Annotated in this window: 25 protein-coding genes and 2 pseudogenes; 16 read left to right on the top strand and 11 right to left on the bottom strand. The window is 69.1% G+C overall.

What is annotated here, in order from left to right:
• Positions 1-74 precede the first annotated feature (74 nt).
• Both FB561_RS00265 and FB561_RS00260 read right to left on the bottom strand, forming a co-directional pair.
• Positions 75-1,082: an acyl-CoA desaturase gene (locus FB561_RS00265; protein WP_145801409.1), complete on the bottom strand. Its 1,008-nt coding sequence runs from the start codon at positions 1,080-1,082 to the stop codon at positions 75-77.
• Between the two features lie 283 nt (positions 1,083-1,365).
• Entirely contained in the window at positions 1,366-2,286 is a 921-nt protein-coding gene (locus tag FB561_RS00260; RefSeq protein WP_170284540.1) for a tyrosine-type recombinase/integrase, read from the bottom strand.
• 431 nt (positions 2,287-2,717) lie between these two features.
• On the opposite strand from FB561_RS00260, the gene FB561_RS00255 reads away from it, so the two are divergent.
• Positions 2,718-2,987 (top strand): hypothetical protein, encoded by a 270-nt coding sequence (locus FB561_RS00255; protein WP_145801394.1) that lies wholly within the window; start codon positions 2,718-2,720, stop codon positions 2,985-2,987.
• A gap of 474 nt (positions 2,988-3,461) precedes the next feature.
• Here the strand turns inward: FB561_RS00255 and FB561_RS00250 are convergent, their stop codons facing one another.
• The 3 genes from FB561_RS00250 to FB561_RS00240 form a co-directional block, all read right to left on the bottom strand.
• Entirely contained in the window at positions 3,462-3,647 is a 186-nt protein-coding gene (locus FB561_RS00250; RefSeq protein ID WP_145801387.1) for a hypothetical protein, read from the bottom strand.
• 67 nt (positions 3,648-3,714) lie between these two features.
• Positions 3,715-4,074, bottom strand: coding sequence for a YciI family protein (locus tag FB561_RS00245; protein WP_145801379.1), 360 nt, complete (start codon positions 4,072-4,074; stop codon positions 3,715-3,717).
• 237 nt (positions 4,075-4,311) lie between these two features.
• Positions 4,312-5,595: an IS256 family transposase gene (locus FB561_RS00240; protein WP_238335133.1), complete on the bottom strand. Its 1,284-nt coding sequence runs from the start codon at positions 5,593-5,595 to the stop codon at positions 4,312-4,314.
• Between the two features lie 106 nt (positions 5,596-5,701).
• On the opposite strand from FB561_RS00240, the gene FB561_RS00235 reads away from it, so the two are divergent.
• From FB561_RS00235 to FB561_RS00205, 7 genes are all read left to right on the top strand, one after another.
• Positions 5,702-6,097 carry a hypothetical protein gene (locus tag FB561_RS00235; protein WP_145801363.1) on the top strand — a complete coding sequence of 132 codons (396 nt, stop codon included), beginning with the start codon at positions 5,702-5,704 and terminating at the stop codon, positions 6,095-6,097.
• Positions 6,098-6,275: 178 nt separating this feature from the next.
• On the top strand, positions 6,276-6,593 hold the full coding sequence (locus FB561_RS00230) for a hypothetical protein (protein WP_145801356.1): 318 nt from the start codon (positions 6,276-6,278) through the stop codon (positions 6,591-6,593).
• On the top strand, positions 6,590-7,150 hold the full coding sequence (locus FB561_RS00225) for a GrpB family protein (RefSeq protein WP_145801347.1): 561 nt from the start codon (positions 6,590-6,592) through the stop codon (positions 7,148-7,150). Before FB561_RS00230 ends, FB561_RS00225 begins: the two co-directional genes overlap by 4 nt.
• A gap of 105 nt (positions 7,151-7,255) precedes the next feature.
• Positions 7,256-8,587, top strand: a complete 1,332-nt coding sequence (locus FB561_RS00220) for a hypothetical protein (protein WP_145801338.1) — start codon at positions 7,256-7,258, stop codon at positions 8,585-8,587.
• A 95-nt stretch (positions 8,588-8,682) separates the two neighbouring features.
• Complete coding sequence (gene glmU, locus FB561_RS00215; protein WP_145801329.1) at positions 8,683-10,197, top strand: bifunctional UDP-N-acetylglucosamine diphosphorylase/glucosamine-1-phosphate N-acetyltransferase GlmU; 1,515 nt, start codon at positions 8,683-8,685, stop codon at positions 10,195-10,197.
• A gap of 14 nt (positions 10,198-10,211) precedes the next feature.
• Complete coding sequence (locus FB561_RS00210) at positions 10,212-11,192, top strand: ribose-phosphate diphosphokinase (protein WP_145801321.1); 981 nt, start codon at positions 10,212-10,214, stop codon at positions 11,190-11,192.
• Between the two features lie 23 nt (positions 11,193-11,215).
• Complete coding sequence (locus FB561_RS00205) at positions 11,216-11,980, top strand: DUF1932 domain-containing protein (protein ID WP_145801312.1); 765 nt, start codon at positions 11,216-11,218, stop codon at positions 11,978-11,980.
• On the opposite strand, the gene FB561_RS00200 is transcribed toward FB561_RS00205, so the two are convergent.
• Together FB561_RS00200 and FB561_RS00195 are read right to left on the bottom strand one after the other, a co-directional pair.
• Complete coding sequence (locus FB561_RS00200; RefSeq protein WP_145801304.1) at positions 11,970-12,596, bottom strand: hypothetical protein; 627 nt, start codon at positions 12,594-12,596, stop codon at positions 11,970-11,972. The two genes, FB561_RS00205 and FB561_RS00200, sit on opposite strands and share 11 nt — an antisense overlap.
• Positions 12,596-13,276, bottom strand: a complete 681-nt coding sequence (locus FB561_RS00195) for a hypothetical protein (RefSeq protein WP_145801296.1) — start codon at positions 13,274-13,276, stop codon at positions 12,596-12,598. The genes FB561_RS00200 and FB561_RS00195 overlap by 1 nt, the downstream gene beginning before the upstream one ends.
• A 333-nt stretch (positions 13,277-13,609) precedes the next feature.
• On the opposite strand from FB561_RS00195, the gene FB561_RS00190 reads away from it, so the two are divergent.
• The 5 genes from FB561_RS00190 to FB561_RS00170 all read left to right on the top strand — a co-directional run bounded on the left by FB561_RS00190 (position 13,610) and on the right by FB561_RS00170 (position 20,291).
• On the top strand, positions 13,610-14,260 hold the full coding sequence (locus tag FB561_RS00190; RefSeq protein WP_145801288.1) for a 50S ribosomal protein L25/general stress protein Ctc: 651 nt from the start codon (positions 13,610-13,612) through the stop codon (positions 14,258-14,260).
• Positions 14,261-14,366: 106 nt separating this feature from the next.
• Positions 14,367-14,942, top strand: coding sequence for an aminoacyl-tRNA hydrolase (gene pth / locus FB561_RS00185; protein WP_145801280.1), 576 nt, complete (start codon positions 14,367-14,369; stop codon positions 14,940-14,942).
• On the top strand, positions 14,939-18,616 hold the full coding sequence (gene mfd, locus FB561_RS00180) for a transcription-repair coupling factor (protein WP_145801271.1): 3,678 nt from the start codon (positions 14,939-14,941) through the stop codon (positions 18,614-18,616). The genes pth and mfd overlap by 4 nt, the downstream gene beginning before the upstream one ends.
• Before the next feature lie 25 nt (positions 18,617-18,641).
• Positions 18,642-19,271, top strand: coding sequence for a SurA N-terminal domain-containing protein (locus FB561_RS00175; protein ID WP_145801263.1), 630 nt, complete (start codon positions 18,642-18,644; stop codon positions 19,269-19,271).
• A gap of 12 nt (positions 19,272-19,283) precedes the next feature.
• Positions 19,284-20,291 carry a nucleoside triphosphate pyrophosphohydrolase gene (locus tag FB561_RS00170; RefSeq protein ID WP_145801256.1) on the top strand — a complete coding sequence of 336 codons (1,008 nt, stop codon included), beginning with the start codon at positions 19,284-19,286 and terminating at the stop codon, positions 20,289-20,291.
• A 3-nt stretch (positions 20,292-20,294) separates the two neighbouring features.
• Here FB561_RS00170 and FB561_RS00165 read toward each other — a convergent pair whose 3' ends face one another.
• Positions 20,295-20,606, bottom strand: a complete 312-nt coding sequence (locus tag FB561_RS00165) for a transcriptional regulator (RefSeq protein ID WP_145801248.1) — start codon at positions 20,604-20,606, stop codon at positions 20,295-20,297.
• Positions 20,603-21,064 (bottom strand): hypothetical protein, encoded by a 462-nt coding sequence (locus FB561_RS00160; RefSeq protein WP_145801240.1) that lies wholly within the window; start codon positions 21,062-21,064, stop codon positions 20,603-20,605. Before FB561_RS00160 ends, FB561_RS00165 begins: the two co-directional genes overlap by 4 nt.
• Positions 21,065-21,188: 124 nt before the next feature.
• Between FB561_RS00160 and FB561_RS00155 the strand changes: the two genes are divergently transcribed.
• Together FB561_RS00155 and FB561_RS00150 are read left to right on the top strand one after the other, a co-directional pair.
• The gene (locus FB561_RS00155; RefSeq protein WP_145801233.1) at positions 21,189-21,812 is read left to right on the top strand and encodes a hypothetical protein; all 624 of its coding nucleotides are present in this window, start codon (positions 21,189-21,191) and stop codon (positions 21,810-21,812) included.
• 165 nt (positions 21,813-21,977) lie between these two features.
• A pseudogene (locus FB561_RS00150) lies at positions 21,978-22,079 on the top strand (IS481 family transposase); the annotation flags it as partial.
• Between the two features lie 42 nt (positions 22,080-22,121).
• Here the strand turns inward: FB561_RS00150 and FB561_RS00145 are convergent.
• Positions 22,122-23,269, bottom strand: a protein-coding gene (locus FB561_RS00145; protein ID WP_145801226.1) for an IS3 family transposase whose coding sequence is annotated in 2 segments (ribosomal slippage) — positions 22,122-22,990 and positions 22,990-23,269 — 1,149 coding nt in all. Because the reading frame shifts where the segments join, the coding sequence is not laid out codon by codon here.
• 71 nt (positions 23,270-23,340) lie between these two features.
• Between FB561_RS00145 and FB561_RS00140 the strand changes: the two are divergent.
• A pseudogene (locus FB561_RS00140) lies at positions 23,341-24,207 on the top strand (IS481 family transposase); the annotation flags it as partial.
• Between the two features lie 10 nt (positions 24,208-24,217).
• On the opposite strand, the gene FB561_RS00135 reads toward FB561_RS00140, so the two are convergent.
• Positions 24,218-24,961 (bottom strand): ZIP family metal transporter, encoded by a 744-nt coding sequence (locus FB561_RS00135; protein ID WP_145801219.1) that lies wholly within the window; start codon positions 24,959-24,961, stop codon positions 24,218-24,220.
• Between the last annotated feature and the right edge of the window lie 100 nt (positions 24,962-25,061).

The following is a 25,061-nucleotide window of genomic DNA, read 5'->3' as shown; positions in this document are numbered from 1 at the left end:
TCGAGATCACGTCAGCATCATGCCGTAAGAAGGTGTTGCCGGGCTGACAATTAGCCCGGCTCGGTCGTTCGGACTCAGGCCGCGGCCTTCTCGGCGGCGCGGTCGGCCGCGGTCACCCGCCGGGCCTCGAGCCGTTCCTGGACGGGCCAGCGGACGTCGCTCACCCAGCCCATCTTCTCGAAGAACCAGATGCACCGCGCCGACGTGTCCAGCTGGCCGCGCAGGACGCCGTGCCGCGCGCAGGTCGGGTCGGAGTGGTGCAGGTTGTGCCAGGACTCGCCCTGGCTGAGGATCGCCAGCCACCAGACGTTGCCGGACTTGTCCCGGCTCTTGAACGGGCGGGCGCCGATCGTGTGGCAGATCGAGTTGATCGACCAGGTGACGTGGTGCAGCAGCGCGATCCGGACCAGCGAGGCCCAGAAGAACGCGGTCAGCGCGCCCTCGATCGACCAGGACCAGAGGCCGCCGATGACGGCCGGCAGCAGGACGGAGATCGTCACCAGCAGCGGGAACATCCGGGACACCTTGACGATGTCCTTGTCCCGGAGCAGGTCCGGCGCGTACTGCCGCTGCGGGGTCTGCTCGGAGTCGAACAGCCAGCCGACGTGCGCGTGAACGAAGCCCTTGGTCAGCGCGCCGACGGTGTTGCCGTACTTCCACGGGCTGTGCGGGTCGCCGTCACGGTCGGAGAACTTGTGGTGCTTGCGGTGGTCGGCGACCCAGCGGATCACCGGCCCCTCGATCGCCAGCGAGCCGGCCACCGCCAGCGCGATCTTCAGCGCCCGGTTCGGCTTGAAGGACTTGTGCGTGAACAGCCGGTGGAAGCCGATCGAGATACCGTGCCCGGCGATCGTGTAGAAGACGACCGCGATCACGATGTCCCGCCAGCCGAGCCAGCCACCCCACGCGATCGGGACGGCGGCCACCAGCGCCAGGAACGGGATCCCGACGAACAGCGCGAGCGCGACCTGTTCCCAGGCCTGCTTCTGCTCACCCCCGAGCGTTCCGGTGTCGACGTCGAGCTCGTCGGCCTGCTGGGCGCGGTCGGGCGCCTCCGGCGTGGCTACGGCGGGTGGAGTCATGTCGTATTCCCTCGGCTGGAGGATGGCTTACCGGGTCATTACCTACGCCACCGTAACCTACGGACCCGTAGGTAGAGAACCCCTACGCGTGTCGTACCCCTCACGCATGGCAGACTTTCTCCCGCAGTCCCGCGATCCCCCGTGGGGTACTCGGCAGCCCGCGAGACTTTGAATCTCGAAGACCTGGATCGAAACCAGGCGGGGGAGCACCAAGAACCCCCAGGTCAGAGCGCATCTGACCTGGGGGTTCTGTCATGCATGGACCGCTTTGCTAACGGATTTGCTAACACGCGACTAAGGCCGATCCCTCGTCGTCGTCCTCCTCAGGGGCGGCGGTGACCGGCGGAGCGGTGCCGTCAACCGCAGCGGCGAAGGTGGCCGCGACGCCGTCTGCGTGCTTCCGGATCACGTGTGCGTAGACCCGGAGAGTGATGGCTGGGTCTGCGTGGCCAAGCCGTTCGGCGACGACGTGCACCGGTACGCCAGCCGTCAGGAGCATGGTGGCGTGAACGTGACGAAGGTCATGCAGACGAGCCGGAGGAAGCGGCTTCGTCGGCCGGGGCAACTCTTGTCGCGGAGTCCTCCGCGTGCCAGGGATCGCGGGTTCGTTGAATTGCCGAATGAGTACGGCGATCAGGTTTGTGACTGTGTCCGGCGGGACCGGCTTGCCGAGTCCGGTGGTGAACACGTAGTCGCCGTCAACCCACGCACCTCCTGCGATCTCCCGTTCAGCTTTCTGACGGCCTCGGTGTTCACGCAGGATGGCCATGGTGTCGGGATCGAGAGAGACCGTGCGCTCACGACCACTCTTCGGGGTTCCCTCGGTCCGCTGACCGCCGACCATCCCAGCCGTCCCCCGGATGCGGATGGCGGGAGTCTTCCAGTCCACATCCGACCAACGCAGGAACAGCAGCTCGCCGCGACGAGCACCCGAGTAGGCCGACAGTCGGTAAAACGCGAAGAGCCGGTGAGACTCAGCCAGCCTGAGGAACGTGCGCAGCTCGGGAGCCGACCAGATGGTGCCGACCGTCTTGACCTCACGGCGGGGTCGCTTGGCCGTCTTACACGGGTTGGAGGGGATCAGCTGATCGGCGTTGACAGCGTCGTTCAGAGCCTTCCGCAAGATCGCGTTGATGTACTCCACACTCCGGCTCGACAACCCCTTGCCACCCTGCCCGCCGGACGTCGCCAGGTCCTTGTACATCGAGGTCAGAGTTGCCGAACGGACGGCCTGGAGGCGCATCAAGGCGCGCCTTCGGCGCGCGGCGCGGCGTGCGCATGCGGCCTCCGGCCGTTCACCGCCGCGCCCGCTCTCGGTGTCTTTCTGGAGAGCCCAAGGCATCGCCTCCGGCGGGGGCCTCACGACTCCGGGATGACGGGTCCGAATCGGCCGGCCTATTGGTCGGGGGTCGGGGTGCGTCTTCCCGCCTGCCGCTCAGCCCAGTCAGGACCTATCAGGAGCCACCAGAGGGGCCAAGATCGTTCGTCCAGCGGGGCGCTCCATCTTGGCCCCTCTGGCGCCTCCTGATCGCGCTACGCGTGGGCTGAACGGCAGACGGGAAGACGCAAGAACATGGTCTGTGAGCTAGCCATGCGTCATGGCAGCAGGTCGGTCTGTCATGCCAGGATCGCCATATGGATTCAGTGGCGACCGCCGCGCGGCTTGAGTGGTGGGCGAACAGCCTGACCTGTTTGGCCGCATTCCCGGTCTCGGTGACGATCGCGGTAGGCGAGCAGGGATGGCAGGCAGCAGGACAGCTCACGCGGACTGAGGAAGGTCCCGATCTCGCAGCCTTCTGCGAGCTGGACAAAGCCTTTAATCTCCGCCTTCCAGACGACAGCACGGTGGTCGTCCTGGTGACTGCTCTGACCCCTGGCGGAAGCTTCACACTGACTGAGCCGTAGGGCGATTTGCTAACGGATTTGCTAACAAACGGTCTGGATCGGTGTGGACGACCAGGCCGAGCTTGGCCGGGCGCACGCCGTGGGCAGGGCGGGCGAATGCCTCGTGTGGACCGGTGCGGACGGGACTGCGGCAACTTTGAATCTCGAAGACCTGGATCGAAACCAGGCGGGGGAGCAGCACGAAACCCCGGCTCGGACACCTCCGAGCCGGGGTTTTGTTCACGGATTTGCCACCACCCCGCTACTCGTGGCGAACCACCGAGCGGGCGTCGGGTCATGCTTCCCAACCGGGCTACCTGGTCGCGAGTACGGCCGCCGCGACACAGCAGCAGAGCGTAGTCAACAGCAAGAACAGATTCTCGGTCACCGGTGGCCGCTTCTCATCAAGCCAGTACACCTTGTCGGGCATCCAGGTGAAGGTCACCCCACGACGGGTGGCGAGCGACAGTCCGACCGCCACCCCGGTCCCCAGCGTTACGCCAAAAGGCAAAGCGCGCTCCGTCGGGGGGTGGCGGTGGTCGAGACGACGAAGGAGATCAGCAGGCCGAGCCCGGACGTCACCAGCGCGCGACGCCGTACTACGCGCAGCAGACCGACGGCAACAAGCGCCACCAGCCACAGGGCTTGCAGGCCGACCAGCATCCAGGAAGCCCCAGCCATGCTGACCTACCTATCACGCGATCAGCGCGTCTCCTGCCATTCCCAGCCGGCCGCGTTGCCTACTGCCTTACTCGATCTTGGGTTGGGGTTTGAAGCGGCGGATCTCGTGGGGCCAGCCGCAGGCTTCGGCGATCTTGGCGGCCCAGAACTTGGCGGCCTCGTCGTCGGGTACGTCCACCACGGCGAACCCGCCCAGGAACTCCTTGCTCTCGACGTAGGGCCCGTCGGTGATCAGTACGTCTCCACTGGTGGGGTCGGCGCCGTAGACCGGGCCGTCCTCTTCCTCCAGCCCACCGGCGAACACGTAGACCCCAGCAGCCTTCATCTCGTTCACAGCTGCCATCGCGAGTGGCCCACGCCCGGCGAACCACTCCTCGCTGTGGTCACCCACCCACTGCTGATTGAAGTAGATGAGGTACTCGGCCATGCTTCCTCCTTGTCCCGGCGGCCACCTCCGGCAGCCACTCTCACCAGCTCTACGAACGCCACACTCCGGATCCGACATCCCACCGACGAAATCTTTCACGTCTTCGAGCAACCCGACCGGATCAGCCAACACGCCGCCGCTGGTCCTCTGGAAAGCTTGAGAACACCCGGAGTACTTGTCCGTCCGGGTCGGAGAGGGGGTCTGTCAAAAGAACGGTGTAACTCGGGTTGAAGAAGGTTAGTTACGGCCAGTGGTGAGCCGGCCCTCGAAGGCGATATCGAAGGCGTTGAGTGCGGGTTTCCAGCGCATGGTCCAGCGTTTGCGGCCGTTGCCGGTCGGGTCCAGGCTCATGATCGCGAGGTAGACGCACTTGAGTGCGGCTTGCTCGTTGGGGAAGTGGCCGCGGGCCTTGACCGCGCGTCGGATCCGGGCGTTCACGGACTCGATCGCGTTGGTCGAGCAGATCACCCGGCGGATCTCGGGATCGAAGGCCAGGAATGGAACGAACTCGGCCCAGGCGTTGTCCCACAACCTGACGATCGCCGGGTAGCGCCCGCCCCAGGCCTCGGTGAACTCGGCGAACCGTTCCTTGGCGCCGGCCTCGGTCGGTGCTGTGTAGACCGGCTTGAGCGCCTTTGCGATCGCGGCCCAGTGCTGCCGGCCGGCGTAGCGGAAACTGTTGCGGAGCAGGTGCACGATGCAGGTCTGGGTGATCGCCCGCGGCCACACGGTGCCGATCGCGTCCGGCAACCCGGCCAGCCCGTCACACACCACCATCAAAACATCCGCGACGCCGCGGTTCTTGAGCTCGGTCAGCACATGCAGCCAGTACTTCGCGCCCTCGCCGCCGTCACCTGCCCACAACCCGAGAATGTCGCGGTGACCCTCACAAGTCACCGCCAACGCCACATAGATCGGCCGGTTCGACACCTGCCCATCGCGGACCTTGACGTGGATCGCGTCGATGAACACCACCGGATACACCGGGTCCAGGGGCCGGTTCTGCCACTCGACCATGCCCTCGACCACCTTGTCGGTGATCGTGGAGATCGTCTGCCGCGACACCCGCGCCCCATACACCTCGCCCAGATGCGCCGAGATCTCACCGGTAGTCAGACCTTTGGCCGACAACGAGATCACCATCTCGTCCACCCCCGACAACCGCTTCTGCCGCTTCGCCACGATCCTCGGCTCGAACGACGCCTCACGATCACGCGGCACATCGATCTCGACCTCGCCAACATCGGTCAGCACCGTCTTCGAACGCACACCATTGCGCGAATTGCCCGTCCCGCGGCCGGCCGGATCGTGCTTGTCATAGCCCAGGTGATCGGTGATCTCGCCCTCGAGCGCGGATTCCAGCACCCGCTTGGTCAGCTGCTGCAACAGCCCGCCCTCACCGGTCAACTGCAGCCCGCCGGCCCGGGCCTGTCCCACCAACTGCTCGACCAGTTGCTCATCCAGACCATCCAGCCCCGACCCAGGCCCCGGCTCCTCAGCATGCTCCACGTCAGCCATCATCTCGGTCATCAGATCTACTCCCACGATTGGGAGTTACACCGAACTTTTTACAGTCCCCGGAGAGGCGAAATTCTCCACCATCGCCCGCTCGCTCTAGCATTCGTCCGTGATGAACCAACGGGTGGGCCTTGGGGTTGTGCTGGCACTGCTCGCAGTGTGCACGGTGGGCTTGTACGTCACCGATGGTGTGACGGGAGCGCTTGCACCCGCGCTGGGTGTTGTCGTCGTCGGTGTCCTCCTGTTCAGGCTCGTGAAGCACCCGATGTCGCCGAGGATCTGGAGCAAGCAGAAGTTCATCGCCTACGTGGCTTTTGTCGCGGTCTTGGGCCTCGCGGTGATGGCAACGTTCGTCTGGGTGCTGGTCGTCGTTCCCGACTGGCCGACGCGCCTCCTTGCGGCGGTCTCGATAGCACTCGTCCCGGTGGTTGCCGTCTGGGGCGTACGGATGGTCCGCAGAGAAGACCAGAGCGCACGCCAGGCCCTGGAAAGTGCAAAGGAGTAGAAGCGGCTGACCTGTGCGCGACCCGGGTGTGGGTGGATAACCGGTTGTCCGGGCGTCGGGCTGTTGGAGGGTTCGGGTTCGTGGATGATGCTGAGCTCGATCTGCTTCTGAGGTGCGTACCACTACTTCGGCACCGACGACCTCTGTCTCGGGTACTGCTCGCGCTTCGTGAAGCCCGGTGGGCGGATCGGCATCGCCTGGTCTCGCCGAGGAGTACGAGACGCTTCCGCCGCCGCAGCTCGAACCGTACTGGGCCTGGGACGCCTGCGCCTGGCACAGCCCGGGCTGGTGGCGGCATTGGGAGAAGACCGGGCTGGTCACCGTCGAGGTGGCGGATCGGCTGCCCGACGGGTGGCGGGACTGGTTGCAGTGGAACGAGGCGTGTGACCTCGACAGCGGTACGCCCGGTCGGGAAGAAGCCCAGATGCTCCACGCCGACGGTGGCCGGACGCTCGGCTTCTCCCGGGTCGTCGCCGTTCGTAGAATGCCGCGGTGATTGAGGTGGTCGAGTACGACTCGGGTTGGCCGTTGCGGTTCGAGGCGCTGCGACGGGAGTACGCGGAGGCGCTGTCCGGTGCGGGCGTGCCAGTGCTGGGAATCGAGCATGTCGGGAGTACGTCGGTACCTGGGCTGGCCGCGAAGCCGGTGATCGACTGCGACATCGTCGTTGCCGCGGCGGACGTGCCGGCGGCTGCCGCGGTGTTGGCCGGGCTCGGTTTCAGGCCGCTCGGCGAGCTGGGTATCCCTCAGCGGTGGGCGTTCAAGGCCCCCGAGCGGTTGGCTGGTACCAACACCTACGTGGTCGTCGACGGCTGCCTGTCGTTGCGGAACCACCTCGCCGTCCGGGACGTGCTGCGCTCGGATCCGGTACTCCGCGACGAGTACGCGGCCGTCAAGCGGCAGGTCGGCGCGAGCGCGGCGGACATCGACGAGTACGGCCAGGGGAAGAACGCGGTGATCCAGCGCATCCTGAGCGCGGCCGGACTGAGCGCGGACGAGCGGGCGTCGATCGACGGCAACCAGGTCCCGTCACACTCCGAAGTTCCGCGCTGACAGGCGGTCGTTGACGCTTCAGCACACTCGGTGACGGGTTTGTCTGGTGGTGGTGGGGTGGGCGACGATGGGCGGGCTGGGGCGTGGGGTGAGAGAGGGCGGTCGATGCCGGGGTTTGGGGCGTCTGTGCGGCGCTGGATCGCGGGCTTGCGGCTCGTGGACTGGCGCGCGCTGTGGGCTGCCGCCTGGCCTTCGGGGACCGCTGCCGCCGTCGTCGCGGGGTGCTTGTGGGTCGCCGTGCCCTCTGGTGGGCGTGGGGTGGCGGTGCCGGCCGAGGCGCTGTACGGGTCGACGCTGCAGCAGGTGCGGCCGAGTGTGAGTGGGGACGTGGATCCCCGGCTCGGATCCGCGGTGGACGCGATCCTGGCGCGGCGCGGGCAGGCCGTGAAGACGAACGACCTCGGCCTGTTCCTGCGGGACGTGGCGCCGGAGTTGCGGGTCGACCAGCGGCTGTTGTTCCAGAACATGCGCAAGCTCGGGATGAGCGCCACGTACCGGCGGGCCGAGGTGTGGACCAACTACGAGGCGATGCGCAAGTACGGGCTCGCCACCGGCACGTTCCGGGTGAGCATGCGGTACCAGCTCCTCGGGACCAGACTCGCCCCGGCCGCGACCGACGTCGGGTACACGTACACCGTGCGGGACGGGCGGCTCTTCCTGGTCGACGACGACGATCTCGACCTGGCGATCGGGGCCGGGCGGCAGCCGTGGGACTACGGGCCGATCGACGTGGTCCGGCGGTCGAACGTGCTCGTGGTCGTGGATCAGGGCCAGCTGCCGCTCGCCGGGCGACTGGCGGACCAGACCGTCGCGATGGCGCGGCAGGTCCGCCAGCTCTGGCGGGGACCGCTGCAGCTCGTACCGATGGTGGTGGCGCTGCGGGAGCCCGGCGTACTGACGAACCTGCCGCCGACGTTGCCCGGGGACGAGCCGGCCCGGATCCAGGCGCTGCCGAGTCCGGCGGAGACCGGGCGCCCCGTCGGCGGGTGGATCGTGGTGCCGCCGACCCGGCAACGCGGGTTCGACGCGGCCCAGACGACGCACGCGCTGGTCCACCTGCTGCCGGTCCGGCTCGGTGAGGAGGCGCCGCGCTGGCTCGCCGAGGGCCTGGCCCGGTACGCCGAGAACAAGCAGCTGGTCGCGGCCGGTCGGGGCGCCGAGGTCGCCGCGCGTCGCGAGCTGGCCCGGCAGGAGTCGCTCGGCGAGCTGATCCGGTTGCCCGCGGACGACGAGTTCGCCTCGCCCGCCAGCGGCGAGATCAGCTGGCTCGCGGTGGAGAACCTGATCGGCAAGGCCGGGCTCGGCTCGGTCACCGACTTCTACCTGCAGGTGGCCCGGCGCGGGTACAACGACTTCGCGAGAGAGCGTTTGCTCAAGGAGTACACCGGTCTGACCGAACCGGCCCTGGTGGAGTCCCTGCGGAGCCAGGCCGAGTGAGCAAGTAGGCTTGCTCGGGCACCTACCGCGTGCCGACGGGTCCCGGCCGGCGTCGGCGGGATCCGAACTCGGAGGAAACTCGAGGAGAGGACCGCGTGACTTCCCACCGTCCTGCGGCGGTCATCGTCATGGCCGCCGGTCAGGGAACCCGGATGAAATCCGCGACCCCGAAGGTGCTGCACGAGATCGGCGGGCGCAGTCTCGTCGGGCACGCGGTGGTCACCGCCCGTGCGCTCTCGCCGGCCCATCTGGTGGTCGTCGTCGGCACCGGCCGTGAACTGGTCGAGCAGCACCTGGCCGAGCTGGACCCGGACGTCCGCACCGCCGTCCAGGAGCAGCAGCTCGGGACCGGCGACGCGGTCCGCGCCGGCCTGACCGCCGTCCCGGACGACTTCGACGGCTCGGTGATCGTGACGTCCGGCGACGTCCCGCTGCTGCAGTCCGAGACGCTGGCCGAGTTGGTTGCCGAGCACGACAAACACGGCAACGCGATCACCGTCCTGACCGCCCGGGTCCCCGACCCGACCGGGTACGGCCGGATCCTGCCCGGTCCGGACGGCACCGTGGCCGGGATCGTCGAGCACAAGGACGCCACCGCCGAGCAGCGCCAGATCGACGAGATCAACGCCGGCATCTACGTCTTCGACGCGGCCACCCTGCGGGCCGGGCTGGCCCGGATCACCACCGACAACGCGCAGGGCGAGCTGTACCTGACCGACGTGCTCGCGATCGCCAAGGGCGACGGCAAGCGGGTCGGCGCGTTCGTCACCGAGGACGCCATGCAGACCGAGGGCGTCAACGACCGGGTCCAGCTGGCCACGTTGCGGGCCGAGCTCAACCGGCGCACCCTCGCCGCGCTGATGCGGTCCGGGGTCACCGTGGTCGACCCGAACACCACCTGGGTCGACCAGACCGTCGAGCTCGCCCCGGACGTCACCTTGCTGCCGAACACGCAGCTGCACGGCGCCACCAAGGTCGCCACCGGCGCCACCATCGGCCCGGACACCACGCTGACCGATCTCGAGGTCGGCGAGGGCGCCACCATCATCCGCTGCCACGGGCAGGGCGCGGTCGTCGGCGCGGGCGCGTCGGTCGGACCGTTCGCGTACCTGCGGCCGGGGACCACGCTCGGTGCGAAGGGCAAGATCGGCACGTTCGTCGAGACCAAGAACGCCGCGATCGCCGACGGCGCCAAGGTCCCGCACCTCACCTACGCCGGGGACGCGACGATCGGGGCGGGCGCGAACATCGGCGCCGGCACGATCTTCGCCAACTACGACGGCGTCAACAAGTTCCACAGCACCGTCGGGCGGTACGCGTTCGTCGGCAGCAACTCGGTGCTGGTGGCCCCCGCGGACATCGCCGACGGGGCGTACATCGCGGCCGGGTCCGCGGTGGACCAGCCGGTCGGACCGGGTGAGATCGCGGTGGCCCGCGGCCGGCAGCGCAACATCAAGGGCTGGGTGGCTCGCAAGCGGGCCGGCACCAAGACCGCGAAGGCGGCCGAGGCGGCGCTGGCGGCGCAGGCCGAGGGCGGCACGGCGGCGGTCGAGGGCACTCCGGAGCAGGCGGACCCGGCTCCGCTGAGCGACACTGGCGAGAAGGCGTAACGGGAGGCGTGGCCATGAGCGGGATGAAGCGGACCACCGAGAAGAACCTGATGGTGTTCTCCGGCCGGGCTCACCCGGAGCTGGCCGAAGAGGTCGCCGAGCAACTCGGGTCGGGCCTGGTGCCGACCTCGGCGTACGACTTCGCCAACGGTGAGATCTACGTCCGGTTCGAGGAGTCGGTCCGGGGCAGCGACGCGTTCGTGATCCAGAGCCACACCTCGCCGATCAACGAGTGGATCATGGAGCAGCTGATCATGGTCGACGCGCTGAAGCGGGCGTCGGCCAAGCGGATCACCGTGGTGCTGCCGTTCTACGGGTACGCCCGGCAGGACAAGAAGCACCGCGGCCGGGAGCCGATCTCGGCCCGGCTGATGGCGGACCTGTTCAAGACCGCGGGCGCGAACCGGCTGATCTGCGTGGACCTGCACACCTCGCAGATCCAGGGCTTCTTCGACGGCCCGGTGGACCACCTGATGGCGCTGCCGATCCTGAGCCAGTACGTGGCGAACAAGTACGGCGACCAGCAGCTGGCCGTGGTCTCGCCGGACGCCGGCCGGATCAAGGTGGCCGAGCAGTGGTCGGCCCGGCTGAACGGCGCCCCGCTGGCCTTCATCCACAAGACCCGGGACATCGACCAGCCGAACGAGACGGTCGCGAACCGGGTCGTCGGTGAGGTCAAGGACCGGGTCTGCATCCTGGTCGACGACATGATCGACACGGCCGGCACGATCACCAAGGCGGCCGACGCGCTGTACGCCGACGGCGCCGCGGGCGTGGTGATCGCGGCGACGCACGCGATCCTGTCCGGCCCGGCGGTGGACCGGCTGAAGAACTGCCAGGCCAGCGAGGTGATCGTCACGAACACGCTGCCGATCCCGGCCGAGCGGCAGTTCGACAAGCTGACCGAGCTGTCGATCGCGCCGTTGATCAGCCGGGCGATCCGCGAGGTCTTCGAGGACGGGTCGGTCACCAGCCTGTTCGACGGCCGCGCCTGATCGCCGCGGCGGGCCGAGCGCGGATGCGGATCGCGGTCTTCCACCCCGGCGCGATGGGGTCCCGGCTGGCGGCCGGGTTGGTGGCCGCCGGCCACGAGGTGCACTGGGTACCGGCGGGCCGCAGTACGGCGTCCGTCGAGCGGGCCGAGTCGGCCGGGCTGGTCGGCAGCACGTTCGAGGACGCCGTCGGAGTGGCCGAGGTGGTGCTGTGTTCGTGTGCTCCGCAGGGCGCGGTCGGGATCGCCGAGCAGGTCGGGCGGGCCGGGTTCGCCGGCGTGTACGTCGAGGCGAACCCGTTGTCACCTGCCTCGCTCACCCTGGCCCAGGACGCGTTGCCTGAGGCCACCTTCGTCGACGCGGGCGTGATCGGCCCGCCACCGACGGGCGGGAGTTCCCCGACCCACCTCGTCCTCGCCGGGTCGGCCGCGCAGCAGGTGGCCGACCTGTACGCCGGGACGGCCGTCACGCCGTTGGTCGTGGGGGAGGAGCCCGGGGCGGCGAGCGCGGCCAAGTCGGCGTACGCGTTGTACAACAAGGGCCGGAACGCGTTGGCGGTCCTCGCGTTCCAGCTGGCCGAAAAGCACGGTGTCACCGAGGCGCTCACCGCACAACGGGTCCGGACGGACGCCGAGATCCTCGGTGATCCCGCGTTGCCGGAGCAGCTGACCCGGGTCGCCTGGCGGTGGGGTCCGGAGTTCGACGAGATCGGCGAGACGCTCGACGCGGCCGGGCTCGACGGCGAGGCGGCCCGCGCGCTCCGCGAGGTGTGGACGAAGCTCAGCCGTTGACCCGGTAGTCGGCGAGCACGAACGCCGGGATCCGGTCCCGCACACCGTTCAGGCCGACGACTGCCGAGGTGACGCCGCCGACGGTCCAGTGCCCGGGCCCCCAGGTGACCAGCAGGCTGCCCTCGATCCGCCACTGCAGGGACCGGTGGGCGAGCATCCACTCCATCAACCGCGGCTGCAGCACCGCCGAGGCGTACCGGGCGTCCTCGCAGTTCACCCAGAACGCCTCGTTGAACTCCGCGCTCTCCAGTTCCAGGTCCGGTACGCCGAGGCCGCGGGCGATCGGGTTGTCGGCGACGACGGCGAGCGGCGGCAACGGAGCCGGGAGCCGGATCGAGACCAGGTGACACTTCGCCGCGGTGCTCGTCCGGGACGCCGAGTAGGTGAAGTCGACCGCCTGGAACCCGTCCGCGCCGACCTGGTGCTCGGCCGCGCCGGGCGCGAAGATCCGGTTCCCCGCCTCGGCCAGTGCGGGGTCGACCGGCATCGTCCGCCAGCCCGCGCGCAGCGCCACCGCGGCCCGCGCGTCGAACCGGCGGCGACGGCGCGCACCGGCGTACACGGACAGGGCGAGCAGCGCGGCGCCGACCAGGATGGCGATGACTGTCGGCAGCATCAGAACACCGGCCGGCCGTAGTCGCGCAGTACGAACGGCGGGATCCGGTCGGCCAGCCCGCTCATCGCCTCGAGCCGAGCGTAGACGTCCTGGATCACGAAGAGGCCGCTGCCCCAGGAGATCAACGCGTTCCCCGCGAACTGCCACTCCAGGCCGGGGTTGTAGAGCAACCACTCCATCATCCGCGGGTGCAGCACGGCCGAGGCGAACCGGTCGTCGAGGCAGGTGATCCGGAACGCGTCGTTGAACGCCTTGCTCTCCAGCTCCAGGTCGCGGCCGCCGAAGAACCGCTTGACCTTCGAGTCCGCCGTCACCGTCATCGGCGGCAGCGCGACCGGCAGGTTCAGCGCGACCAGGTGCACGTGGTGCGTCGTGGTGGTCACCTGGCCGTTCGCCCCGGACGAGGTGGTCGTGTACGAGTAGTCCAGCACGCACATCCCGCGGCCGTGGAAGTCGCCGGCCAGCATCTGGCCCGGCTTGCCGTTGCGCCACAGGTCGATGGCTGCCTGGATCAGCCACGGGTTCGGCGCGGCCGGGTACCAGCCGCACCGGGCCGCTTCCCGGGCCCGCTGCTGCATGAACTGCTCGCGCCGCCGGAACTGGACCACGACCAGCGCGATCAACCCGGCGACGAACAGGGCGAACGGGACGAGGCCGAGGAGCAGGGCGGGGGCGAACACAGTCGGCAACCTAGCGGATCCGGCGGGCCACCGAGGTGTCCTTCTCAGCGGGTGACCGGGCCCGTCGGCGCGGGCGACGAGGGACGGCAGAAAGTCACCGCGAAGGACGGATTTCCCGTTCGCGCGGGCTCGTGGGTAGACTGTTTTGGTTGCCTCGGCGAGGGACGCCCCCCGAATCGTGTCCTAGTGAAACACCTGACGGGCGCGGCTCCGTGATCGACGCGGTGGTTCGTTGCCTGACGCCTTCGGGCTCTGGACGTGCCCAGCTGAGGCCGCAGCCGGTACCACCACAGTCGACCAGATCACCGCAACGTTTTTGAGGGAGTTCAGCTCGTGGCCGAGGTCAAGATCCAAGCCGAGTCGCGCACGGAATTCGGCAAGGGTGCTGCCCGCCGAATCCGCCGGGACAACAAGGTTCCCGCCGTCCTCTACGGCCACGGCAGTGACCCGGTGCACATCACGCTGCCCGGTCACGACACCATGCTGGCCCTGAAGACCGCGAACGCCCTGCTGCTGATCGAGGTGGCCGGTGGCGAGAGCCACCTGGCGCTGCCGAAGCAGGTCCAGCGCGACCCGATCAAGGGCTTCATCGAGCACGTCGACCTGGTCATCGTGAAGCGCGGTGAGAAGGTCCAGGTCGAGATCCAGGTGCACCTCGAGGGCGAAGCGGTCAGCGACACCCTGGTCGTCACCGAGCACCCGACCGTGCTGGTCGAGGCCGAGGCCACCCACATCCCCGAGGGTGTCACCGTCTCCATCGAGGGTCTCGACGTCGGCGCCCAGATCCACGCCTCCGACCTGGTCCTGCCGAGCGGCACCACGCTGGCGATCGAGCCGGACACGCTGATCGTGAACGTCACCGCGGCCCCGACCGCCGAGCAGGTCGACGCCGAGCTGGCCGACGCCGAGGCCGAGGCGGGCATCGAGAAGGACGAGCCGGAGGCCGCCGAGGCCGAGGAGCCGGTCGCCGCCGCGGCGGAGTAAGTACCTCGCACCGACAGCGCCCGACGCGCTGTCTCGCAGCGAACAGAGCCGGTCACCCAGCGCGTGCGCGGGTGACCGGCCCGAGACGAGAAGGGGCCGGGATCCCGTGGCGGACGACGTGTGGTTGGTCGTCGGGCTGGGGAATCCCGGCCCTTCGTACGCCCGGACCCGGCACAACATCGGTCACCTGGTCGCCGACGAGTTGGCGGCGCGGACCGGGGACCGGTGGAAGCAGCACAAGCAGGTCAAGGCCGAGGTGGTCGAGACCAGGATCAGCGGTCTGCGGACCGTCCTGGCCAAGCCCCGGTCGTACATGAACGAGTCGGGCGGCCCGGTCTCCGGGCTGCTCCGGTTCTTCAAGGTCACCCCGGCCGCGCTGGTCGTCGTGCACGACGAGCTCGACCTCGACTTCGGCACCCTGCGGGCCAAGTTCGGCGGCGGCGACAACGGTCACAACGGGCTGCGCTCGATCCGGAAGTCGGTTGGCACCGGCGACTACTATCGAGTCCGGTTCGGTGTCGGCCGCCCGCCCGGTCGGCAGAACCCCGCAGATTTCGTGCTGAACGAGTTCTCCTCCACCGAGCGCAAGGACCTGCCGTTCGCGGTCGACCGGACCGCCGACGCCGTCGAGTCGCTCCTGACGGACGGACTCGACGTAACCCAAGGACGGTTCAATTCGTGAAGCTGGCCGGTCTGGTCGACACCCTGATCACCGATCCGGTGGTGGCCGAGGCCGTTCGTGACGCCCGGAGTTCCACCCAGCCGGACGGTGTCACGGCACTCGACCTGAGCGCTCCCGGGCCGGTACGCCCGTTGCTGCTCGCCGCTCTCGCCTCCGCGCGCAACGGCGCCGACCGCCCGGTTCTGGCGGTCACCGCGACCTTCCGCGAGGCGGAGGAGCTCACCGAGGCGCTGCAGTGCCTGCTCGAGCCGAGCACCGTCGCGTACTACCCGGCCTGGGAGACGCTGCCGCACGAGCGCCTGTCGCCCCGGTCCGACACGGTCGGCCGCCGCTTGGCCGTACTGCGTCGCCTGGTGCACCCGGATCCGTCGGACGAGACCACCGGGCCGATCAAGATCCTGGTCGCGCCGGTGCGGTCCGTGCTGCAGCCCCAGGTGGCCGGGCTGGCCGATCTCAAGCCGGTGCAGCTGCACGTCGGCGACTCGGTCGAGCTGGACGACGTGGTCGAGCGGTTGTCGGCCGCGGCGTACCACCGGGTCGACCTGGTCGAGCGGCGCGGCGAGTTCGCGGTTCGCGGCGGCATCATCGACGTCTTCCCGCCGACCGAGGAGCACCCGTTGCGGGTCGACTTCTTCGGCGACGACGTGGAGGAGGTCCGGTACTTCGCGGTGGCCGATCAGCGCTCGCTGGAGATCGCCGAGCACGGCCTGTGGGCACCGCCGTGCCGCGAGCTGCTGCTGACCGACGAGGTGCGCTCGCGGGCCGGCGTCCTGGCCAAGGAACACCCGGAACTGGCCGAGCTGTTCGAGAAGCTCGCCGAGGGTCACGCGGTCGAGGGGATGGAGTCGCTCGCGCCCGTCCTGGTCGATCGGATGGAGCTGCTCGTCGACCTGATGCCGGCCGGGACGCACGTCGTGGTCAGCGACCCCGAGCGGGTCCGGGCCCGGGCGCACGACCTGGTCGCGACCAGCCAGGAGTTCCTCGAGGCCTCCTGGGCGGCCGCCGCCGGTGGCGGTGAGGCGCCGATCGACCTGGGCGCCGCCGCGTACATGGCGCTGGCCGACGTCCGGACGCACGCGCTGGACCGCGGTCTCGCCTGGTGGAGCCTGTCGCCGTTCGCGGCGGCTCCGGCCGACGCGGACGTGCCCGTCCTGCGGGACTCGATGGGGGAGCGGGTCGCGTTCGACATCGACCCCGACGCCGGAGCGGTCCGCAGCAAGCAGATCGCCGCGCACGAGGTGGATCCGTACCGCGGTGAGACCGCCGCCGCCGTCGAGGACGTCCGCGGCTGGTTGCGGGACGGCTGGCGGGTCGTCTGTGTGACCGAGGGCCACGGTCCGGCCCAGCGGCTGGCCGAGGTGTTCGCCGAGGCGGAGCTGCCGGCCCGGACCGTCGAGTCGATCGAAGCCGTCCCCGATCCGGGCGTCGTGCAGATCTCGCAGGGCGGCCTGGACCACGGGTTCATTGCCGACGGCATCAAGTTCGCGGTGCTGACCGAGAACGACCTGGCCGGTCAGCGCTCGGTGGCCGAACGGCGTTCCCAGCAACGGATGCCGAGCCGGCGGAAGAAGACGATCGACCCGCTCGAGCTGCAGCCCGGCGACCACGTGGTGCACGAGCAGCACGGCGTCGGCCGGTACGTCGAGATGATGCAGCGCACCGTCGGGTCCGGTTCGCAGAAGGCGACCCGCGAGTACGTCGTGATCGAGTTCGCGCCGAGCAAGCGCGGCCAGCCCGGCGACCGGTTGTACGTGCCGACCGACCAGCTCGATCAGGTCACCCGGTACGTCGGTGGTGAGCAGCCCACGCTGGACAAGATGGGCGGCGGCGACTGGGCCAAGCGCAAGGGCCGTGCCCGCAAGGCGGTCCGGCAGATCGCGGGCGAGCTGATCAAGCTGTACGCCGCCCGGCAGGCGACCAAGGGGCACGCGTTCGCCAAGGACACCCCGTGGCAGGGCGAGCTGGAGGACGCGTTCCCGTTCGTCGAGACGCCGGACCAGCTGGCCACCATCGACGACGTGAAGCGCGACATGGAGCGGGTCACGCCGATGGACCGGATCGTCTGTGGCGACGTCGGTTACGGCAAGACCGAGATCGCGGTCCGGGCGGCGTTCAAGGCGGTCCAGGACGGCAAGCAGGTCGCGGTCCTGGTCCCGACCACGCTGCTCGTCCAGCAGCACTACGCCACCTTCGCCGAGCGGTACGCCGCCTTCCCGGTGAACGTCGCGCCGTTGTCGCGGTTCCAGACCGACAAGGAGGCCAAGGCCGCCATGGACGGCCTGGCCGACGGGTCGGTCGACGTGGTGATCGGCACGCACCGGCTGTTGTCCGGGGAGGTCCAGTTCAAGGACCTCGGCCTGGTTATCGTCGACGAGGAGCAGCGGTTCGGCGTCGAGCACAAGGAGCAGCTGAAGCGGCTGCGGACCGCGGTCGACGTACTGACCATGTCCGCGACGCCGATCCCGCGCACCCTGGAGATGTCGATCACCGGCATCCGGGAGATGTCCACGATCGCCACCCCGCCGGAGGAACGGCATCCGGTGCTGACCTTCGTCGGCGCGTACGACGAGGGCCAGGTGACCGCGGCGATCCGGCGCGAGCTGCTCCGCGAGGGCCAGGTCTTCCTGGTCCACAACCGGGTGAACACGATCGAGAAGGCGGCCGCCCGGATCCGCCAGCTGGTCCCGGAGGCCCGGGTCAGCGTCGCGCACGGGCAGATGAACGAGCACACCCTGGAGCAGGTGATCCAGGACTTCTGGGAGAAGCGCTCGGACGTCATCGTCTGCACCACGATCGTCGAGTCCGGGATCGACATCTCGAACGCGAACACGCTGATCGTGGAACGCTCCGACCTGCTCGGCCTGTCCCAGCTGCACCAGCTCCGCGGCCGGGTCGGCCGTGGCCGCGAGCGGGCGTACGCGTACTTCTTCTTCCCGCCGGAGAAGCCGCTCACCGAGACCGCGCACGACCGGCTCGCCACCATCGCCCAGCACGCCGACCTCGGCGCCGGGATGCAGGTGGCGATGAAGGACCTGGAGATCCGCGGCGCCGGCAACCTGCTCGGCGGCGAGCAGTCCGGCCACATCGCCGACGTCGGGTTCGACCTGTACGTCCGGCTGGTCGGCGAGGCGGTCGCGGAGTACCGCGGCGACACCCAGGCCGAGGAGCCCGAGGTCAAGATCGAGCTGCCGATCGACGCGCACCTGCCGCACGACTATATCCCGTCGCAGCGGCTGCGGCTGGAGATGTACCAGCGGCTGGCCGCCGTCCGGGATGAGGCTGACCGGGGCGGTGGGGCGGGGGACGCATCGCTCAGCGTCGCCGAACTGGTCGAGGAGCTGCACGACCGGTACGGCAACATCCCGCAGCCGGTGCTGAACCTGATCGAGGTGGCGAAGTTCCGCAACCACGCCCGCCGGGCCGGTCTGCACGACGTCACCCTGCAGGGCAACCTGATCCGGTTCGGCCCGGTCGACCTGCCCGATTCGAAGGTGCTGCGGCTGAACAGGCTGTACCCGAAGAGTCTGGTCAAACCGCAACTGCGTACGATCCTGGTGCCGAGACCTGCCACCCGGCCGGTCGCCGGTCAGCCGCTCCGCGACCAGGAGCTGCTGCAGTGGTGCACCACCCTGATCGACGACGTGATCGCCGAGCCCGTGGGGGCGCCGGCCTGATGGAAACCAGCTGGAGGAGAGTCCGTTGAGGAGAAATCTCGCCCACGTGACCGGTGCGGCGCTGGCCTCGGCGTTGCTGCTGGGCGGTTGCGCCGCGGGGACCCACCCGGGGGCCGCGGCCGTCGTCGGCGACACCGAGATCACCGTCGGCGACGTCGACGAGACCTCCCGGTCGGTGACCACCGCGCTCGGGCAGCCGTTCAGCACGAACCTCACGCTGAGCGAGCTGGTCAACAGCGCGCTGGTCCAGAAGGTCGCGGCCGAGAAGTCGATCACCGTCGACGAGGCCGAGATCGCCCCGGCGATGAAGGCCGTCGTCGGCGACCAGACCGCGTACGACCGGTTCACCAAGGACCCGGTCGCGAACGAGTTCCTCCGGGACGTGGCCAAGGCCGCGATCGGCACCATCAAGCTCGGCGGCGGTACCGGGATCACCGACCCGAACGTGCAGCAGGCCCAGCAGGCCGGCCTGGCGACGGTCCGGGACGCCTCGAAGGGCATCGACGTCAAGATCGCGCCGCGGTTCGGTCAGTGGAGCGACGGCGCCATCGACGGCAAGGTGTCCGGCTCGCTGTCCGAGGAGTCCGCGCAGGCGAAGGCGAAGCGCGAGGCCCAGGAGCAGCAGCAACAGCAACAGCAGCAGCCGCAGGGCTGACGGGACGCTGTCTTGATCAAGGTCGTGCTGACCAGCCCCAGGGTCGCCCCGGGGCTGCTGACCCGCGCGGCCTGGCAGGCGTTCGACCAGGCCGAGGAGATCGGCGCCGCGGCCGGGGTGGAGAGCCCGACGGTCCAGGCGATCGTCGGGTCCGGCCTGGTGGTGACGTCGGTCGAGGGCGGCCCGGACACGCAGTGGACCTGGCTGACCACGGCCGCCGAGGCGGGTCGCCGGGTTACCTGGCTGGTCGGCGAGGACGGCGAGCCCGCGTTGCTGCGGCTCATCGCCGACCACCTGCACTCCGAGCCGCGCCCGGAGCACGAGGTGGAGATCCTGCACGGGTCGTACGACGTCCCCGGTGCGCGGCTGATCGACCTGGTCCGGGTGATGGACCGGCTCCGGCGGAACTGCCCGTGGGACCAGGAGCAGACCCACGCCAGCCTGGCGAAGTACCTGCTCGAGGAGACCTACGAGACCCTCGAGGCGATCGACAGCGGTGACCGCGACCACCTGCGTGAGGAGCTCGGCGACCTGCTCCTCCAGGTGGCGTTCCACTCCCGGATCGCCGAGGAGCCGGCCGACCACGCGTGGACGATCGACGACGTGGCCGGTGACATCGTCGAGAAGCTGGTCCGCCGGCATCCGCATGTGTTCGGCTCGGTGGACGCCGCCGACGCGGCCGCGGTCGAGGCGAACTGGGAGACCATCAAGGCCGCCGAGAAGCAGCGCACCTCGGTCCTGGAGGGGATCCCGCTGGCGCTGCCGGCCCTCGCCCTCGCCGACAAGGTGCTCGGCCGCTCCGCCAAGCTCCTGGACTCCACCGGTGCCGCGGCCCAGGTGTCGGAGATCGACGCGGATCTGACCTCCGGGGTCGACGAGACCAAGGAGGCGCAGTACGGGCGGCGGTTGCTGGCGCTCGTCCGGGAGGCGCGCGACGCCGGGGTCGACGCCGAGCAGGCGCTGCGCGAAGCGGTTCGCGACCTGGCCGCCGACATCCGCTCGGCCGAAGCGCGCGGCTGACCCTCAGTCCTGCGGCAGGTCCTCCGGCGACGGCCCGTCGAGCAGCGCCCTGAGCGCGTCACGGTGCGCGTTGTACGCCTTCTGCCCGTCCCTGGTCAGCTTGAACGTCGTGGTCGCGCCGCGTCCGCGCCCGTCCTTGGCGGAGTGCACGTACCCGGCCGCTTCCAGCGCGGACATGTGCTTGGACAGATCCGAGTCGCTGATGTCCAGGTAGTTGCGGAGGAACCGGAACGACGCGGTGGTCGAGTTCGCCAGGACGGCCATCGCCGCCAGCCGCTTCGGCGTGTGGATGACCGGGTCCAGTCCGTTGATCATCCGAGCCGCTTCCGGACCTCGGCGGCCGCCTGCGCGTAGCAGTACTCGTAGTACGCCAGCCCGGCCGTCACCGTGACGAACGCGGTCGCCGCTCCGGCCGCGACGCCGATCCGCCACCAGGCCAGGCCGACCAGGGCACAGACCACCAGCAAGCCCACGAAGTACCGGCTCCAGACCCGGCCGATCTCCGCCGGTGGACGACCGCGCCCGGGCATCGGCAACGCGCCGTGCCGCCGCTGCATCCAGGTCACGAAGACGAGCTCCAGCAGGATCAGCCCGGCCAGCGAGGCCGCGAACAACGGGGTGTTCTCCCGCCACCAGGTGAAGGCTCCGATGAACGCCGCGGCCCACGCACCGATGGCGGGCGCGTACCAGCGGGGCGTCGGCGGGTAGCTGATGTACGGCGCCGCCTCGGCCCGTTCGAGAATCCTCAACTGCTCCCGCGCATCGTTTTCCATAGTGGAAAGCTTATGGAGTACTTTCCACTTCCGCAAGTAGAAAGCCGGAAATCCGGTCGCGCCCCTCTGACGCCGTCCCGCGATCAGGTCGTCGGTGGTATCCCCGGCATGACAGAGTGGGCCGATGGCAACAAAACGTCGGGTCCTGCTCGCCGCGGTGGCGGTCCTTGCCCTGACGGTGTTCACCGGGTGCACCTTCCGTGTCGGCGATCCGGAAGAGCCGGACCCGGTGTTCGGGCAGGGGAGCAGTGTGCGATGGGACCTGACCCGGCCGATCGAGGCGAAGGTCGTGGGGCTTCCGGCCGACGAGATGGAGATCCTCGAGGTGCCGGACGACGCCACCGTCACCTTCACCCTGCCCACCGATGCCTGGTCCGGGCGGATCGAGGACATGACGGTGACCACCCGGCACGGGTACCTCGACACCGTTGACATCTTCTGGACCGAAGCCGACGGGCAGGCCGCTGCCGACCGGATGGTGGCGGACGCCGAGGTGCTCGGCGTCGACGCCGCCCGGGTGGCCGGCTGGGCCGGGATCGCGCAGCGGGCCGAGACCGCCGGCACCCACGAAACCACCGAGAAGGCCAACTACAACGGCTCGAACGGCCGAGTTTCCACCGCGATGAAGCCCAGCATGAGAACGAGCAAGGGCAAGGGCACCCCGGTGCGGCTTTTCTACCGGTTCTACCTGCGCAACGTGGTGGAGAAGACCGAGCCCGGCGTCCCGCGCACCAGCCCGACCAGATAGCGCCCCCTGGCGCCCCGCGTCGGAAGTTCTGTTGCACAACTTCCGACGCGGGGCCCTAGATGTACCGGGTCGAGACGTTGGTGGCAGGTGGGGTGGGGTTGACGTGAGGAGAACCTCCGGTTGGGGTGTGGCTTGTCGAAGGCTTCACACTCACCGGAGGTTCTCGTGTCCCACCGTAACGCGCGTACGACGTTTCATGGCCGGTTGCTGATCGTGCAGCGGCACCGGGCCGGGTGGGCGCAGGCGCATATCGCGAAGGCGATGGGTGGGGACTGCCCCGAGTTCAGTTGACTCGTGGGGTGTGGTGGTTCAGGCCGCGAGTACGACCGGTTGAAGTGTCTCAAACTCGATGGGTGTGAGTTTGCCGAGGCCGCGTTGGCGGCGTCGGCGGTGGTAGGTGGTCTCGATCCAGGACACGATCGCCAGACGCAGTTCGTGTCTGGTGGTCCAGCGTCGTCGGTCCAGAACATTCTTCTGCAGCAGGGCGAAGAATGACTCCATCGCGGCGTTGTCGCCGCAAGCTCCGACGCGGCCCATTGATCCGCGCAGCTGGTAGGCCTTCAAGACCCGGACGAATTTCGTGGACCGGAACTGGCTGCCGCGATCCGAGTGCACGATCAGATTGGCAGTTGGTGCCCGCAAGGCGATCGCGTTCCGCAGCGCTGACACCGCCAGGGACGCCTTCATTCGTGACCCGATCGAGTAACCGACGATCCGGTTGGAGTAGACGTCCTTGATCGCGCAGAGGTAGAGCTTGCCCTCAGCTGTGGCGTGTTCGGTGATGTCGGTCAGCCAGATCAGGTTCGGTCCGGCCGCGCTGAACCCGCGTTTCACCAGGTCGTCGTGCACCGGTGGGCCGGCCTTGCGGGTCAGGCCGCGTTTCTTGGCGTGGATCGACCAGATCCGCTCCTGCGAGCACAACCTGGCGACCCGGTTCTCACCCGCGGCGACTCCGGCGTCGGCGAGCTCGTCGGCGATCAACCGGTACCCGAACGTCGGGTCATCGGCGTGAATGTCGATGGCGACGTTGATCAGGTGCGCATCGTCGAAATCTCTTTGCGTGACAGGATTCTTGCGCCACTTGTAGAAGGCTTGGGTGGTGAAGCCGAGTACCCGGCAGGTCACCGCGACAGGGATCGCGTCGGCGGCGAGGTCAAGGACCAGCGGGTACATCATTTTGGGTTGACGTCGCGGGCGAAGTAGGCCGCGGCGCGCCGCAAGATCTCGTTCTCCTGCTCCAACTGCCGGTTGCGCTTCTTCACCTCGCGCAGCTCAGCCGACTCCTCCCGAGTGGCGCCCGACTGGTGACCGTCCTCGATATCGGCCAGCTTCAGCCAGCGCTGCAGACACGACACGGAAATCCCGAAGTCCTTCGCGACCTGCGCGATCGGCGCCTCACCCTTGCGGGCAACCGCGACCACATCACGACGGAACTCCAACGGAAACGCTTTCGGCACGACAGACATCCTTCCAGCAAGGACCCAAGTCCTCACAGATCAGGAGTCAACCGAACCCGGGGCAGTCCCGTGTGTCGCGCAAGTGTGTGAAGACCTGGCTCGATCGGTACGAGGCTGAAGGCGAGGCGGGTCTGCGGGACCGGTCGTCGCGGCCGCATCGGTGTCCGCGGCGTACGCCGGCCGAGGTCGAGCAGCGGGTCCTGGACGCGCGGGAGCGGTTGCGGCTCGGTCCGGAACCGATCGCGGCCCAGACCGGGGTACCGGCCCGGACGGTGTCGCGGATCCTGCGCCGCCACCGGGTGCCGCATCTGGCCGTGTGTGACCCGATCACCGGTCAGGTGATCCGGGCCTCCAAGACCACCGCGATCAGGTACGAGCGGGACCGGCCAGGCGAACTGGTCCACATGGACGTGAAGAAGATCGGCCGGATCCCCGACGGCGGCGGCTGGCGCGCACACGGCCGCGCCAGCGCCTCGACCCGCCGCGACCGCAGCACCCGGGTCGGGTTCGACTACGTGCACTCACTCGTCGACGACCACTCCCGGCTGGCCTACTCAGAGATCCTGCCCGACGAGAAAGGCCCCACCTGCGCCGGCTTCCTGACCCGCGCCATCGCCTTCTTCGCCGCGCACGGCATCACCCGGATCGAACGGTTGATGACCGACAACGCCTGGTCCTACCGCTGGTCACTGCGCGAGGTCTGCGCCACCCACGCCATCACCCAGAAATTCATCAAACCCCACTGCCCCTGGCAGAACGGGAAGGTCGAGCGCCTCAACCGGACCCTGCAAACAGAGTGGGCCTACCGGCAGGTCTTCACCACCAACACCGAACGCACCGCCGCACTTGCACCCTGGCTCGAGTCCTACAACACTCAACGCCCACACACCGCACTCGGAGGACACCCACCCATCACCCGACTGCAACCAACCTCATGACCGGGTACACCTAGAGCCGGTCGAGGAGGACGGCGGCGAGGAAGCCGGCGGTGGTGAGCAGGCCGACCATCGGGCCGCCTTCCTGGACCGCTTCGGGGAGCATCGTGGACGCGAGCATGGTGAGCACGGCGCCGGCCGCGAACGACAGGACGAAGGCCGTGGTCGCGGGCGAGGCGTCGCCCATCGCGGCGTACCCGACGGCGGCCGCCAGCCCCGACGCGACGGCGATGCCGACCCAGATCAGCAGGATGAACCGGACCGAGTGGCCGCGCTGACGCATCCCCACCGACGAGGACAGTCCCTCGGGCAGGTTGGACAACGCGACCGCGACGATGAACGCCGTACTGGGCGCGCCGCCTTCGAGCAGGGTGATGCCGATCGCGGCGGATTCGGGGATCCCGTCGAGCAGAGCGCCGAGCGCCAACGCGGCCCCGGCTGAACCGGCGGCGGCGGTACCGGCTCTCGTCGGCAGGCTGGAGCGTTTGCGGTCGGAGCCGCCGGATCGGCTGATCAGCACGTCGCCGACGAAGAAGGCCAGGCTGCCGAATCCGAGGCCGAGGCTGACCGCGGCGAGGCTGCCGGTGTCCGCCGCCTCGCCGACCAGTTCGTACGCGACCGACGCGATCAGGACGCCGGCGCCGATCGCCATCACCGCGGCGGTCACTCGCCGGGGGAGTTGGGCGAAGCAACCGATGAGCGACCCGACGACCAGCGTCGAGCCACCGGCCAACCCCCAGAGCAACGCCGTCAGCACCGCTCGATCGTCGCACGGCCGCCGGGTCGGTTGGGGTCTTGCGTCGACGACTAACTCCACTCTACGATCAACTTCGATCATTCATTGAACTAAGAAGGCA

Origin of the sequence: Kribbella amoyensis (assembly GCF_007828865.1) — a bacterium.
GTDB classification, from domain to species: Bacteria; Actinomycetota; Actinomycetes; order Propionibacteriales; family Kribbellaceae; genus Kribbella; species Kribbella amoyensis.
The sequence above is the reverse complement of the archived record's forward strand: the minus strand, read 5'-3'. Positions and strand labels throughout refer to the sequence as shown.